Source organism: Janthinobacterium sp. J1-1 (assembly GCF_030944405.1).
Taxonomy (GTDB): domain Bacteria; phylum Pseudomonadota; class Gammaproteobacteria; order Burkholderiales; family Burkholderiaceae_D; genus Janthinobacterium.
The window spans coordinates 201,806-216,444 of the sequence record NZ_CP132340.1 but is presented as its reverse complement, the minus strand read 5'-3'; the positions used below and the strand labels follow the sequence as shown (position 1 = coordinate 216,444).

Annotated in this window: 11 protein-coding genes and 1 pseudogene; 6 read left to right on the top strand and 6 right to left on the bottom strand. The window is 59.0% G+C overall.

The features are described 5' to 3' along the window. The first annotated feature begins 326 nt into the window (after positions 1-326). From copC to istA (Q8L25_RS31600), 5 genes are all read left to right on the top strand, one after another. A complete protein-coding gene (gene copC / locus Q8L25_RS31620; protein ID WP_091875706.1) occupies positions 327-695 on the top strand; it encodes a copper homeostasis periplasmic binding protein CopC in 369 nt (122 codons plus the stop codon). Beyond that, positions 696-1,595 (top strand): CopD family protein, encoded by a 900-nt coding sequence (locus Q8L25_RS31615; protein ID WP_308925912.1) that lies wholly within the window; start codon positions 696-698, stop codon positions 1,593-1,595. Positions 1,596-1,742: 147 nt separating this feature from the next. After that, positions 1,743-3,295, top strand: a protein-coding gene (locus Q8L25_RS31610) for an IS3 family transposase (protein ID WP_308920467.1) whose coding sequence is annotated in 2 segments (ribosomal slippage) — positions 1,743-2,208 and positions 2,208-3,295 — 1,554 coding nt in all. Because the reading frame shifts where the segments join, the coding sequence is not laid out codon by codon here. Positions 3,296-3,445: 150 nt separating this feature from the next. After that, positions 3,446-5,866, top strand: coding sequence for a heavy metal translocating P-type ATPase (locus Q8L25_RS31605; RefSeq protein ID WP_308925911.1), 2,421 nt, complete (start codon positions 3,446-3,448; stop codon positions 5,864-5,866). A gap of 197 nt (positions 5,867-6,063) precedes the next feature. Then, the gene (gene istA, locus Q8L25_RS31600) at positions 6,064-6,696 is read left to right on the top strand and encodes an IS21 family transposase (RefSeq protein ID WP_308925910.1); all 633 of its coding nucleotides are present in this window, start codon (positions 6,064-6,066) and stop codon (positions 6,694-6,696) included. 132 nt (positions 6,697-6,828) lie between these two features. Here the strand turns inward: istA (Q8L25_RS31600) and Q8L25_RS31595 are convergent, their stop codons facing one another. From Q8L25_RS31595 to istA (Q8L25_RS31570), 6 genes are all read right to left on the bottom strand, one after another. Then, positions 6,829-8,034, bottom strand: coding sequence for a hypothetical protein (locus tag Q8L25_RS31595; RefSeq protein ID WP_131687622.1), 1,206 nt, complete (start codon positions 8,032-8,034; stop codon positions 6,829-6,831). After that, complete coding sequence (locus Q8L25_RS31590) at positions 8,031-9,044, bottom strand: ATP-binding protein (RefSeq protein ID WP_308925909.1); 1,014 nt, start codon at positions 9,042-9,044, stop codon at positions 8,031-8,033. Before Q8L25_RS31590 ends, Q8L25_RS31595 begins: the two co-directional genes overlap by 4 nt. A 2-nt stretch (positions 9,045-9,046) precedes the next feature. Next, positions 9,047-11,029: a Mu transposase C-terminal domain-containing protein gene (locus tag Q8L25_RS31585; protein ID WP_131687623.1), complete on the bottom strand. Its 1,983-nt coding sequence runs from the start codon at positions 11,027-11,029 to the stop codon at positions 9,047-9,049. Then, positions 11,026-11,655, bottom strand: coding sequence for a hypothetical protein (locus Q8L25_RS31580; protein ID WP_076572389.1), 630 nt, complete (start codon positions 11,653-11,655; stop codon positions 11,026-11,028). The genes Q8L25_RS31585 and Q8L25_RS31580 overlap by 4 nt, the downstream gene beginning before the upstream one ends. Before the next feature lie 157 nt (positions 11,656-11,812). Continuing rightward, the gene (istB, locus tag Q8L25_RS31575; RefSeq protein WP_308925908.1) at positions 11,813-12,544 is read right to left on the bottom strand and encodes an IS21-like element helper ATPase IstB; all 732 of its coding nucleotides are present in this window, start codon (positions 12,542-12,544) and stop codon (positions 11,813-11,815) included. Next, positions 12,537-14,021 (bottom strand): IS21 family transposase, encoded by a 1,485-nt coding sequence (gene istA, locus Q8L25_RS31570; RefSeq protein ID WP_308925907.1) that lies wholly within the window; start codon positions 14,019-14,021, stop codon positions 12,537-12,539. The genes istB and istA (Q8L25_RS31570) overlap by 8 nt, the downstream gene beginning before the upstream one ends. Positions 14,022-14,144: 123 nt before the next feature. Here istA (Q8L25_RS31570) and Q8L25_RS31565 point away from each other — a divergent pair. Further along, positions 14,145-14,630, top strand: a pseudogene (locus Q8L25_RS31565) (IS3 family transposase); the annotation flags it as partial. Between the last annotated feature and the right edge of the window lie 9 nt (positions 14,631-14,639).

Here is a 14,639-nt window from a genome sequence, read left to right as displayed (position 1 = left end):
AAGTTCTCCAGTTGGTGAAGTTTACCAAACTAGAGTGTCCGAAAAAGTCAGGGTACCTCAGAGTACGCTGGTCACCATCTTCCTGGCGACATCGCGTTTGCCAAGGCCACAAGTCAAACGGTCGTGCGACAGAACGAAAGAGTTGAGGGAAATATCGCCATCGTCACACGTGAAACGGAAACAAAAGGCAAGTTCAAAGGGACCGATGTTCACTCGTTTGGCACCGAGACTGCCGTATTGGAAAAGCAGGGTGACAAGTGGGTCATCACGCACGTTCACTGGTCTTCCCGTAAAGCCAAGTAACCAATCACCTACATAGAGGCAATATGAAAACCCTTCAAAAAATCGTAGCAGCCTGCGTTTTTACAGCAGCCACCATTGCGGCCCCATTTGTCATGGCGCACGCGAAACTCAGTACCTCGAACCCGACGCCAGGGGCGGTCTTAGAGACAGCTCCTGCCGAAATCACCCTGACCTTCAACGAAAAGGTCGAGCAGGCGTTTAGCACCGTGACGTTGACTTATACGGACGGTAAGGTCATCGCAACCGACAAGGCCAAGGTCGACGTCGGTAACCCGAAAATCGTGCGCCTCCAAACCAAGGGACTGTCCACCGGCACTTACACCGTTAAGTGGGCCGTCGCCGGCAACGATGGTCACCGCCGTACGGGAACCTTCTCATTCTCGGTGAAATAAATGGATAGTGTCCTGGGTCTGCAGGTTGGGTCAGCCATTTTCTTGAACGTTGCGTTTGCTTGGCTTGTAGGTTCATGGTTGGCGCGCCGCTGGATGTCCGCTGTGGGCACCTCGAAAACGGACACCGAACACCTGTTAGGTTCAGCTGACATCTTTGCTGGAGCACTAGGAGTGTTGGCAGGCTGCGCGGGCCTATGGGCTTCCGCTGCAGTCATGGGTGGTGTAAGCCTGGCCGAAGCTAAGGACCTCGTGTGGCAGATGTTGACCATGACGAGTATTGGACGAGCTGGCTATATTTCGCTTGGTGCTCTAGCGCTCGCACTCGCGATTCGCGCCTATCGTTCAACGGCCGCATGGCGTGAGTGGGCAGTGCTTGCGGCATTAGGCGTCTTTGCGTTTGTACGCGCATCGATGGGCCACGCAGGAGAGAACGGTTACTGGACTATTCCTTTTGCAGCTGAGGTTGTTCATCTAACTGCTATGGGAGCATGGACCGGCCTGGTGTTTGTCTCAGCTTGGAAGGCGATGGGAGCCGACGCGCTCCAAGACGATTCGAATCGGATGGGTGGATATCTCGAGGCGATGTCGGTAGCGGCCACTGTTGCAGTCATCGCGATTTTTGCCACGGGATTATTTAACTCATGGCACAGGGTTGGCACCGTAGACAACCTTCTTGGCGGCACCCTCTACACGACGGCGCTTTTGGTAAAGGTCGCTCTAGTTGCAGTGGCGTTGCTACTGGGCGGGTACAACAAATTTTTCGGACTAGCCCTTGCGCGGAACTCAGCGCAAGGTATCGCGCGCGTGAAGTTTGCGCTAAAGGTAGAAAGCATTGTCTTACTTGCTGTGTTGTTTGCAGCGGCTGTTCTGACTGCGCAACAGCCGCCAGCTGCCATGTGAGTGTGTTAACTGTCCGGATACCGCAAATTTCTGCGATATCCGGCAGCGTAAACGTGCTTGACCTTCCTATTATTCCCCCTATGTCAGGATAGATGTCGCGTCACTTGAATCACTTTAATCCATCCGGGGGCGGAGCAAAGACGTACAGTGAATCAGTATCCAGCAGAACGCAAGGAAGCCATTCTTCGGCAGATGATGCCGCCGGAGAACAGGCCGGTGTCGGCCCTGGCGAAGGAGAATGGCATCTCGGAACAGACACTTTATACTTGGCGACGAAATCTACAGTCTCAGGGAGTGCCGGTGCCGGGAAATGGAAAGAATGCCGTCGTGTGGTCGTCGGCAGATAAGTTTGGGGTGGTGCTGGAAACGGCACGCATGAACGAGGCCGAACTGGCTCAATACTGTCGGGGCAAAGGCTTGTTCGTCGAACAGGTTGCCGACTGGCGCGAGGCTTGCCAGCAGGCCAATGAAGCGCCGGCCGAGCGCAACCGGGAACTGCGCGAGCAAGGCAAAAGCGACCGCAAAGAAATCAAGCAATTGAAGAAGGATTTGCAGCGCAAAGAGAAGGCACTGGCAGAGGCAGCGGCGCTGATCATTCTCAGAAAAAAAGCACAGGCGATCTGGGGGGAGCCCGAGGACGATTGATCGGCACCCCAGATCGCCAGCAGGTGATGATATTGGTTGAAGAAGCCGTTGACGGCGGGTGTCGGCGTGCGCAGGCATGTGGTGCGCTGGAGATCAGCCTTCGAACCTATCAGCGCTGGATGCTCGACAGTGATGGCAGCCAGGCCGACGGGCGCAAAGGCAGCCGCCGCAGGGCGCCGGCCAACAAGCTGAGCGAAGAGGAACGCCAGCAGATTCTGACGGTTGCCAACAGCCCTGAATTTGCCAGCAGTCCGCCTAGCCAGATCGTGCCGACCTTGGCTGACCGGGGCGAGTATCTGGCATCAGAATCGACCGTCTACCGGATCTTGAAAGAAGAGAAGCAGCAGCATCACCGCGGTCGGGCGAAGAAGCCCAGCACAAGGGTCGTCACGAGCCACTGCGCAATCGAACCGAACCGCTTGTGGGCGTGGGACATTACCTGGTTGCCGACCGGTGTGCGGGGTTTATATTTTTACTGGTACATGGTTCTTGACGTCTACAGCCGCAAGATCGTCGGGCATGAAGTGAACATCGCCGAGTCGGCGGAAATGGCCTCGCTGCTGATGCGCAAAGCCAGTCTGGCAGAGGGACTGGCCGGGCGTGAGGTGGTGCTGCACTCGGACAATGGCAGCTCGATGAAAGGCTCCACAATGTTGGCGACGTTGGAAAAGCTGGGGATCATGCCGTCGTTCAGCAGGCCCCGTGTGAGCAACGACAATGCCTACGCCGAGTCGCTGTTCCGGACCTGCAAATACCGGCCGAACTATCCGAGCAAGCCGTTTGAAAGTATCGAAAAGGCGCGGCAATGGACGCTGTCATTTGTGCAGTGGTACAACCATCAGCACAAGCACAGCGGCCTGAAATTCGTGACGCCTGCGCAACGCCATGATGGCCGGGACGGAGCGATCCTCAAGCACCGCAAGCAGGTCTACGAGGCCGCCAAGCAACGTCATCCAGAGCGCTGGACCGGGACTACGCGGGATTGGGAATTGAACGATGAGGTCTGGCTGAATCCGGAGCGGAAACCGCCAGAGGAATTAAGAAAAGCTGCATGACTTGACGCGACATCTTTGTTGACAACTACCGTATTGGAAGGCCTAAAGTGAACTGTGAATGAGCTTTCACGCGTAGATACGCAACTCTGCCGCACATTTTGTAAGTAGTGCTGCAGCTTCGGACGACATCACGAACATTGAGAGGCGACCATGGCTGAGAGTAAAGCTACACACGACCGTATGGCGGGACACGGCCATCATCATTCGCACGGCGAAGAATCCACGCGCCTTCCCGACCAACCGGCAGACCCGAAGCCGTTCACTGACCCAGTGTGTGGCATGAAAGTTGGTTCTAACCCTGAGCGCGAGATTTCGTTTAAGGGCGAGGTATATCACTTCTGCAGCGCAAAATGCATGGTTAAGTTCAGGGCCGCTCCAGAGAGCTATTTAGCCCCAGATAACTCAGCCGAGGTGCGCCTACAGGAAGCACCGGCAGGGACAATTTTTATCTGTCCGATGCATCCTGAGATTCGACAGCCTGCGCCGGGAAATTGCCCGATTTGCGGTATGGCGTTAGAGCCTGAGCTCCCGTCGTTGGAAGATGAAGAAAATCCAGAGCTGGTCGACTTTCGCCGGCGCTTCTGGTGGACGCTACCACTGACAGCAGTTGTCTTTGCACTGGCAATGTTCGGCCATATGCTTTTCCCGGCAGGCGTAGCGGGACAGAACTGGATTGAGTTAGCGCTAAGCACACCGGTCGTTCTCTGGGCAGGCTGGCCATTCTTTGTGCGATGGTTCCAATCCCTCATACGCATGAGCCCGAATATGTGGACGCTCATTGGCTCAGGGGTCATGGCTGCGTATGGCTACAGCGTCGTTGCTACTTTGGCGCCAAGCGCTTTCCCAATTAGTTTCGCGAGCCACGGTCGCATTGGTGTGTACTTCGAGGCGGCGGCAGTAATCGTTTCGCTGACGCTGCTCGGCCAAATCCTCGAACTGCGCGCGCGCTCGCAGACGTCTGCTGCCATCAAATCATTGCTGGGCTTGGCTCCCAAGACTGCAAGGCGAATCGCTTCGGACGGAAGCGAGAAAGATGTACCACTCACTCATGTGCACGTTGGGGATTCCCTTAGGGTTCGTCCAGGCGAGAAGGTGCCGGTAGACGGAGTCGTGTTGGAAGGGGAGAGCGCGGTTGACGAGTCGATGCTGACAGGCGAACCCGTGCCCGTAACGAAAAGACCTGGCGACCGGCTGATAGGCGCAACTATCAACACAAGCGGAAGCCTTGTTATGACCGCGGAGAAGGTCGGGTCAGAAACGATGCTGTCGCAGATTGTCCAGATGGTTTCGCAGGCTCAGCGTTCACGCGCACCAATGCAGCGCCTGGCTGACTCGGTAGCTGGATATTTCGTTGTCGTCGTGGCCGCAATCGCGGTTTTGACCTTTGTGGTCTGGGGGCTGTTTGGTCCCGAACCAAGCTGGGTTTTTGGATTCGTCAATGCGGTAGCAGTGCTCATTATTGCCTGCCCATGCGCGCTCGGCTTGGCCACCCCGATGTCCATCATGGCTGCGACCGGCCGTGCGGCAACGCAGGGAGTTCTCTTCCGCGATGCTGCGGCTATCGAAGACCTTCGAAAAGTGGATACCCTCATTGTAGACAAGACGGGAACGCTAACGGAAGGGAAGCCGACGTTTAACACCGTTGTCGCAGCCCCAGGAAATGACGATGAGTACGTCCTGCAGCTTGCCGCCAGCCTCGACCAAGGCAGCGAACATCCGCTAGCCCACGCTATCGTAGCTGAGGCGAAAAGCAGAGGGATTTCGCTTTCGAAGCCTGAGTCCTTTGAGTCTGCAAGTGGTATCGGGGTGACAGGTGTCGTAGAGGGAAAACGTGTTGCTCTAGGAAATACGGCGCTGATGGAGTCTTTGGGCGTAGCTTGGGCCGGCCTCACAGGACATGCCGAGAGTTTAAGAGCAGAGGGCGCCAGCGTAATGTATTTGGCCAAGGACGGCGCGCTTGTGGGAATCCTGGCGGTATCAGACCCTATCAAGGAGACAACGATAGAGGCACTGACAAATCTTCGTAACGATGGGATTGCTGTCGTGATGGCTACCGGGGATGGAATCACAACGGCGCGCTCGGTTGCCTCGAAACTCGGGATAGACGAGTTCCATGGCGAAGTAAAGCCTCAAGACAAGCTAGCTTTGGTAGATAAGCTGCAGAAGGCGGGGCGGGTTGTCGCAATGGCTGGCGACGGCATCAATGATGCGCCGGCGCTCGCCAAAGCAAACGTCGGTGTAGCCATGGGTACGGGGACGGATGTGGCCATTAACAGTGCCCACATCACCCTTGTGAAGGGAGACCTGCGCGGCATTGCGGTCGCTCGCTCCATCTCTGTACAGACAGTGCGAAACATGTGGCAAAACCTCGGCTTTGCCTTTGTCTACAACGCGCTCGGAGTTCCACTGGCAGCTGGGGTGCTCTATCCCTTCACTGGACAGCTGCTGTCGCCCATGATTGCCGCACTCGCCATGAGTCTTAGCTCGGTCTCAGTAATCACCAATGCACTGCGTCTTCGAGGACAGGTGGCACCGGCGAGCACCCGTGCCATGAACTCACATCAAGGATAGGACGCACATGCCACACTCAGACATCGTTAGCGAGAACCAAGTGAGCGCCTCTTGCTCGTCCAAGTTGCAAGCAGAGCAGCTCAACTGTCAAACAGCGTGCAAAACTTTCCAGATTCGGGGTGGAAACAGCGTCCAATAGTTTCCACCCCAGTATGTAACCATCCGGTATTTCGCCGGAGGTATCTGGAGTGTTTCACATGGACATCATTTACGAAATCCGCCGGCGCCATCTGGTCCAGAAGCAGACGATTTCCGCCATCGCCAGGGAGATGGGAATCTCGCGGCCAACGGTACGCCGGCATCTGAAGACGGTAGAGGAACCTCGCTATGCACGGGTGCAACCGGTCTCGCCCAAGCTGGGGCAATTCGAGGCACAGCTGACGCAGTGGCTGGAACTGGAGGCAAAGTTGCCGAGGCCGCGCCGCCGTTCTGCCCATCGTCTCTACGAGGGCTTGCAGGAGCTGGGCTACGGCGGTGCTTACGATAGCGTTCAACGGTTTGTAAAACGCTGGAAGGCCAGCCACCATGGCCCCAAACTGACGGAAGCATTTATCCCGCTGGAGTTCGCGCGTGGTGATGCCTGCCAATTCGACTGGAGCCACGAGCAGGTCGAGTTGGCTGGCGTGCTGCAAACGATCAAGGTGGCCCATTTCCGGTTGACCTACAGCCGCCAGATGTTCGTCGTCGCGTACCCGCGCGAAACCCAGGAGATGGTGCTGGAGGCGCACAACCGGGCTTTCGCCTTCTTTGGCGGTGTGCCGGCCCGACTCATCTACGACAACCTCAAGACCGTCGTCGACGCCATCTTCAGCGGCCATCAACCGAAGTAAAAGTACGAAAAAAACGAAGTAAAAAGTGTATACAAATTGGCGCGATGTCGAATGTCTTAGACCGATTCGTTTAAAAACAATCGGTTATGTCGATTTGCGAAGTGATTGTGCAAAAAGATCGATGCCGCGCATCTACTTGACTGTCGGAAATGACGCAAAGGTGCCTGGCGCGGCACGAAGTCGCCAAGGATGCCGCCCCAATTCCTTCGCGCCGAGCAGATAGATGCAGTCGAGCCAGTCCGCCCACGATGCGGTCACGGCATCCTCGAACGCCAGCATCGTGACATCGATCTCGTCATCGTCGCGCGCACACTGATTCGCCTCCCACTCGGCAATCCCGTAAAGAGGCAAGCCATGGGCACGCCGGAGCAGGTAGGGGTTGGTGCATCCCTGCCACGTCATGCGCCAATAAAGGAAGGCGAGCACATGCGGGCCTGGTGCCGCGGCGAAGGGCCGCCCTCGGATCACGTTCCGGTACCACTGCCGCGAATGGCCATCGCAATGCCGCCAGAGCTGATTCGCCTGCCGCCAATAGCATATCTCGAGGCACTTGTGCTGCATGTCGGCGCACCAGCGAGCTTGCACCGCCGGGGCGAGCCGATAGCGTATCGACCTGGGTGGAATGCGCACCTCGATACAGTCTGCGCGCAGAGCCCCCGCGCATCGACCCGCGTCGATTCCGCCATCCATCTCGAACAAAACCGGCAGCGTGACGCGTCGCCGCAAGAAGAGCAGCCAGCGCACGATCACGTCTTCACTACGCGCCGACATCACACAGGCCTCGGGTTGACCGCCGGCCGATAACGGCAGCTGCGGTGCCCGGCAGGTCGGGCAATTGATTGGCCCAAAGACCCGGGAACTTCCCAGCCCGTAGGCCATAGGCTTCCCGCACCGGTGACAACCATCGCGCAACAGCAAACCGTGCAGCGGACAACGGGAAAACGGCCGCAACTGATGGATGATGAAATGCTGGCCCTGACGCGCGCACGTGGGACAAAACCGAAGCCTGTCGTGCATCAGGGGGCGCAGACTGCTCAAGCCGCCCTCGAGAAAGGCATCCTGGATCCGACTGGCCGGAAAACCCAATGTCCTGCCCAGCACCTGCGCGACGCGAGGCAAGTGATCGGGCAACAGGGGAGATAGATTGCTCGCCGAAATGCCCAGCAACGCCGCAACTTCGCAGGACGATAACGCGTTTGCAGCGGCGAGTTTGGCAGCCCACGCCCAGCCCGATTCATACGGCGCAAAAAGATGTGGGGCCAACTTCGGCAAGGCCAGCACCTTGACGCCGCCGGGAGGAACGATGAGCACGGGCAGGCGCATCTGGGTCACACTCAACGTCCCAGTCCACGCGCATTGCGCTCGACAGCCTGTTCGGAGGCCACATAGCCACAGTGCTGCACGACCGTGCTCCAGTGGCGCTCGTTCAATTGAAAGTCGAGCGCATCTTGCAGCAGGCCATCGAGCAGAATGGCCTCGACCGCGCGCGAAAAATACTCCATCGGGATTTCGACTGTGCCGGCCAGTCCGGCGTGCTGGTGGGCCTGGGCAAAGGCATCCCACAGGAAGTCGGCACTCATCTCCAGCCGCATGCCGGTCCCGAAAGCGAAGGGATAGTAATAACGCGTGAAACTCCAATCGCTGCTGACCGGGTACGCGTGCTCGTCGTAGCTCCTGAGGCAAGTCGCGGCGTCGACCGCGCTGCGGATACCCCGAAACCGCAAGGTCTCCACCATGAAACGCTTGACGATATGCGTGTCGCCGGTTTCCTGAAAGCGCGCCCGTTGCTCGCAGAGCCGTTCCTGACCAAACAGAAAGGTCGTCAAGCGCACGCCGCATTGGGCGAGTTCGTCATGGACGTCGCGCAGCCACTCATATTCATGCAGACAATAACGCTGCGCCTCGTCGCAGAAAAATATGACCGATGTACTGCCCTGGGCTTCCGCCAGATCGCGCAGCCGCTCGTGCAAAGCCCTTCGCTTCCCGGCATTGCGACCAATGTCTGGCGTTGGATGTCGCACCGACCGTAGCAGCCGAGTGAAAAATGCACCCTCGCTGCGGCTGGCCTTGTGCTCGGACTGGACGTGGAAGGTCGGGATTTCCGGCCGCTCGCGGTGGATCAGCATGCGCAGGTATTCGATAGCATAGGTCTTGCCCAGTCGGCTTTCACCATAGATCAGCGCCCCGGGGATGCGGTATTGCAGACACCTGGACACCAGCAGCCAGCAATCCTCAATGGCCGTCGTGGCGACGCGGTAGGTGCGATTGTTCAAGGGATGGTGGTCAATTGCGACCGGTCGCGTGAGCGTCCTGCCATCGCTCGCCGTTGGTGATTTTTCCTTGGCCATGACTAGCGCGAAAACACTTGACCGGAGCCGATGACGAGCCGCTTGCCCTTGACCGGGATTTTGGCTTTTTGGGCTTCCTCGGAAGGGGCCGCGACGGGCGCTGTGGCACAGTCGAATTGCGCCTTGTTGTCGGCCGGACCGGGTGGCGCCTTCGGCACCGGCGCGGCAGCATCAATTGCCCTACGCGCTATCTCCACTTTACTGGCTGAGCGGCGCAGCCTGGCTGCGCCATGGCGCAGATAATCGAGATAGCACTGGACCGGATCGTCATTGTACGCAATGTGAAGCTTGCGCGCCCGCACGAGGGAAAGGATTTCCTTGCGCATACGCAGGGTATGGGCCGTATAGCGCCAAGCCCCTTGGACCTCCACCACGCATAGCTCACGTCCGGCTGCGTCGAATACGCGCAATGCGCGCACGTCCTCGGTGTCAAAATAGAGCAGCACCGGCTTGCCAATCAGGTCCGCCCGCCCGGCCAGAGCATGGCTCGTGTAGCGCGCGCCGAAGAAATGAATATAGGGCCGCACACCCTTGACGATGCTGCCACGCACGTGTCCTTCGTGTTCGTGCTGGAGCAGACACAGGTTGCGGCGCATGGGCTCGGCCAGCCAGCGCAGCGCACTCTGTTTTTCGCGCAAATAATAGCCCAGCATTTCCAGAGGCGAACGGCCGCCCAGGCTAGTGTGCGAAGCGGCGTTGTAGTTGGCGATCGCCACCGCGGTCAGTTCCATCAATTCGTCGAGCCGGACCACGGCCGGCGCTGTGCCGGTCAGTTCCGCAAGGTGACGACGGGGATCGGCAGGGCCGGTGCCCGTGGTGCCGGGCAAGCGGTGCGCAAGGACTGATGCCAACATGCCGAAAAAACGTTCAATATGGGGGCGCTCGTTGGGGCGGTAAGCAGGACCGGCATGGACGCCACAGCCGACAATATCGGTCAGTACGCGCAAGGTGTCCTCGGCGAGATTGGCTTTCGCATTGTCGAAGCGGAACAAGTTCCAGAGCGCATAGCCAAGTTCCGGGAAGCGCTCGGAAGGCATGCCGGCGCCAGAGGCAAAGCGCAGGCCGGGAATAGTCAGGGCAGGAGGGCGCCACGGGACAAGAGCCCGCTCGACCGTCTTGAGTACGTCGAAGCGACTATATTCCGGTTCGAGCACGATGTGGTAACCCAAGATCGCCCGACTGCAAATGTCGATGATACTGAGCAGCCAGACGCGATCGATTTCGAACGATTCCTCGACGCCGGCGACGCGTTCAAAGACGATGCGCAGCCGCACGTCGACCCGGTGTCCGTCGAATTCAACGGCATCGAACGGGATGGTCGCGACCAATGGCAGGCCTTCGGCGTTCGGACGTACACCGCCGGAGCGTTTTTGCGCGAGCGCGGCGCGCGCTGCCAGTTCAAAAGAGCGCGTGGCGATGGACTTGACCGCCGCGGCCAAGCTGCGGATCCCTTGCTCGTGCTGAACCAGGGGATAGTCCCGTTGCGTCAGGCCCAGCTCAAGACAAAGCAGGCGAAAGCGCTTATGCAGTGCGCTCAGCCCGCTGACAACAAGGCCGTTTGGCCCGTCTCTTAAAACGACGTGGTGTGCTTGCAGCTCATGGACGATCAGGACTTCCAGCTCAGGGTGACGTTCCAGCAATTGCTGGAATGCGCCAGCCTTGCCAGCAGGACCGGATCGGACGCTCGTTGCCGAGCGCCGGTAGGACTTGACGTGTTCGTAGGGAACGAGTGCGCGCAAGCCCTGCAGACGTCCGTCGGCATGGGTCTGTAGGCAGCGTTCGTAGAGCCGGCGCACGGAGCTGAACGGCACGCCGGTGGCGGCCTCGATGGCACGCAGGGAGGCGCGCTGACAATACAGCCGAACCGCTTCTTCACGGGCGCGAAATATTTTTTGTTGATCTCCAGAGAGGGTTGGCCAAGCCACGGTCGGCCACAATGTCGGGTCGGCGCGATCCGTCACAGCGGCGCTGCGACGGCCAGTCATATCGATTCCTTCAGCAATTCGATCGCCGGCCCCAACGGCCGATCACGCAATGACTTCGCCTTGATGCGCCCTCTGTGCAGTAACAGGAATACCGCGGTGCGGACAAGCACGGTGTCATATGGCTGAAAGTCGCGTTCGAGTTGCCCCAGCGTTGGCGCGGTCGATGTCGCCCGCTCGACATCGAGCAACAACCTTTCGCTGACAAAGCGCTCATTCGACGCAAGGTAGGGCAGGATGCGCATCCAGTTCTCGATCCAGATGCTGTGGGCGGCAAGATTTTGGACATGCACATATCGCACACCGATATCGTCGTCGGGACTCAGGACCCCAGCCCGGGCCGGTTGTGGCGTGGGCGTAACGATCCAGCACATTTCGCGTCGCCCAGCCCTCACCCAAAAATCGAGCAGTTGCCGACTGTTGTCATGACGCCAGTACGCTGGGCGCTCGCAATAACGAAACACCCGGGGATTACTTTCGAGGAGCGCCCAAAGCCGAACATGGAACGGGTCGAAGAGCGTCACTCGGCGCTTGAGCTTGGGGGCGAAAAACTCAAAGCGCGACGCGCCTTTGGGCCGCTCGCTATCGATCGGATGAGTGAAGCGTGAGTGTGAATTGCCAGGCGCCATGCGGATCTCCGCTGGTTTTTATACAATTTAGCACTTTTGCCGCGCATTTCAAGGATGTCGCAACTTTACTTCGAACACATGCGAAGTAAAAGTGTACCCATCAAAAACGGGATTGGCGTAAATTCAGGGACTTACGGGCGCTGGGGTGTATGCACAATTACTTCGATTGACGGCTTTCCACGCCCATCAGATCAAGTACGACGCTGTGGTGCACGACGCGATCGATGGCGGCCATCGTGGTCATCGGGTCCTTGAAGATCCGGTCCCATTCAGAGAACACGAGGTTGGTTGTGATGACCATGCTCTTGCGTTCGTAACGTTCGGCCAGCAGCGTAAAGAGCACTTCCATTTCGTCCCGGTCATGCTGGACGTAACCGATGTCGTCGAGGATCAGACATTCGAAGCGATCGAGCTTGGCAAGTTCCTGCGGCAGCCGCAGATCGCGCTTGGCCGCCAGCAGCCGCTGCACCAGTGCGGCAGTGGGTGCAAACAGGACTGGGTAGCCCAACTCGATCAGGGCATGGCCCAGCGCGCAGGCGAAGTGGCTTTTGCCGGCCCCGGGGCGGCCGACAGCGATGACGTTGATCGCGTCCTTGATGAAATCGCCGCTTTGCAATCGCTCCATCTGCATCCGCGTGGCGCCATCGAAGCAGTTGAGATTCAGTGTCCGCAGCGTCTTTCCCGGCAGCAGGCCGGATTGCTTGCGCAGCCGTTCGGTGCGTCGGGCCGCCTTGGCGGCCAGCTCGATGCGACCGAGCTCGAGCAAGTAGGCCTCGTGTGTCAGCCTCTCCTTGGCAGCGCGTAGCGCCGTGGTTTCGGCGGCGTCGGCCATCGCCGGCAAGTTCAATGCGCGTAGCAGTGTCTGCAATTCGTCGCGTGCATCAGCCATGCTGGCTCCTCGATGGAATCAGGCTGTCATAGCTGGCCAGATTGATGGGCGCCTTCTCACATGCCAGAGCCAGTTCAGGTTCGTGCTGGACGACCTGTTCACGTACCGCATCGAAGGTTGGCGTCAGGTTCGCCTCCAGCATGGCAGCGATCGACTGCTCCACATCAGTCTCTGAGCCGCTGGCGGCCAGATGCAGCAGGCGCAGGTAGTCGCGGTCCGCCTGCACTGGCCTGGCCTCGAGCAGAGCGTCATAAGCACGGCGGAACACCGTGGTCGGGAACAGCTCCTCACGATAGCAGTAGTTGGCGAAGGCGCCAGGCTTGCGCACCAGCGACCAGATCAGGTGCCGGTAGTCGATCCGGCGTTGGTTGCGTCCGGCCAGTCGTGGCAGCGTTAGCACATGGGCCGCGCCGTGATACAGCTCCAGCGATTCGGAACGCACCCGTATCTTGACCCTGGCGCCGATCAGGCGCGACGGTACCGAGTAGTGATTGTTCAGTACCCGTATCAGGCTGAAACGCGACACGCGTGCGATAAGCTCGCGTCCAAAATCGAGTGGCTCGGCCGGTAGTGGACGTAGCGCCGCCTGGTCGGCCTCGAAGCGCTGGCTGCGCGTCAGATTGCGGCTGCGCACCAGGTCGAGCAGAAAGCGTTCATAGGTGCCACGGTCTGCGAAGTCCCGGCTGCCGCGTACCCGCAGCGCCTGATCGACAGCGCTCTTGAACCGAAAATGCGATTGCTCGACATCGCCATTCTGGTTGGCGCAGCCGGCGGTATTGGCCGACGGCTGCATGTCGTAGTGCCGCATCAGCGCCCGGTAGTTCTGCGTGAAGTCGTGTAGGCCATCACGATCGAGGTCGCGCACCGCTGCCGACAGGTTGTCGGTACGGTGTAGCAGCGGCACCCCGCCAAGCTGCCACAGGCACGCCTCCAGGCCCTCGGACAGCGCTTCAAAACTCTCCGAGAAGCACACGCGCACCGCCTCCACGTTCGAATAGGTCAGGACCATGTGATACACAAGGTGCGGAAACGGCACTGCGCCGATGGTGACGCCCAGCGCATTCATGACGGTGAAATCGGACTGCGCCATTCGACCGGGAACGTGCTCTTGCTGGAACATCACTTCGCGGTGCTCGCCGTGCTGCAGCCGCCATCCTTGTACGTGCCGCTGCAAAGTGCGCAACTGGCTCTCTTGATATCGGCCAGGGTAGGCCTGGCACAGCAGCGCAAACAGCGTCTTCGTTTGCAACGCCTGATCGCGTCGCAACTGCTCCTCCACCCAAGGCCAGTCCGCAGCAAATGGGTTCTCCCGGGTACGGTGGGTACGTGGTGCCCTCATCTGGCTCGGTAGCTTGCCGGACTGTTCATACTTGCGCGCGGTCCGCTCACTCATGCCGGTGCGCGCTGCCGCCAGCTTCTGGCTCGCACCCTTTCGACGTTCTTCCAACAACAATTTGATTTCTCCGTCTTTCTTCATGCCGCCCCCTCTCGGAGGGCATGATAAATAAGAGCCGGACCGGGGCACCGGACCGGCTCCTCAACCGGCAAATCTAATTGTCGTCACCGGCATTTCTAATTGTCGCCGGACAGTGACGAATCAATCGAGTTGATTTGCGCGGTGTTCGATGTCGCGCGGTCATGCCTGTACGCACATCGGGAGCGCGTGCGACACATTGATGTTGAGCGTGTGGCATTACGTAGCCGCGTCCACGAGCTGTTCGTTGAGAGCCGCAGTTCAGCGGGGAGCCGCAGCATCATGGACATGATGCGCGAGGAAGGCACGGCCATTGGCCGCTTCAAAGTTAGTCGTCTGATGGAGGAGTTGGGGCTGGTCTGCAAACAACCTGGAAGGCACGCCTACAAGCGGGCCACAGTGGAGCGGATCGACATTCCGAATCATCTCAACCGAGAGTTCACGGTGGAGGCGCCAAATCACGTCTGGTGCGGCGACATCACCTATGTTTGGGCGCAGGGGCAATGGTATTACTTGGCTGTGGTGTTGGATCTGTTCGCTCGCCGAGCGGTAGGCTGGGCATTCTCGCTACGGCCCGATGCCGACCTTGTTGTGCAAGCGCTGGAAATGGCTGAGGTGTAC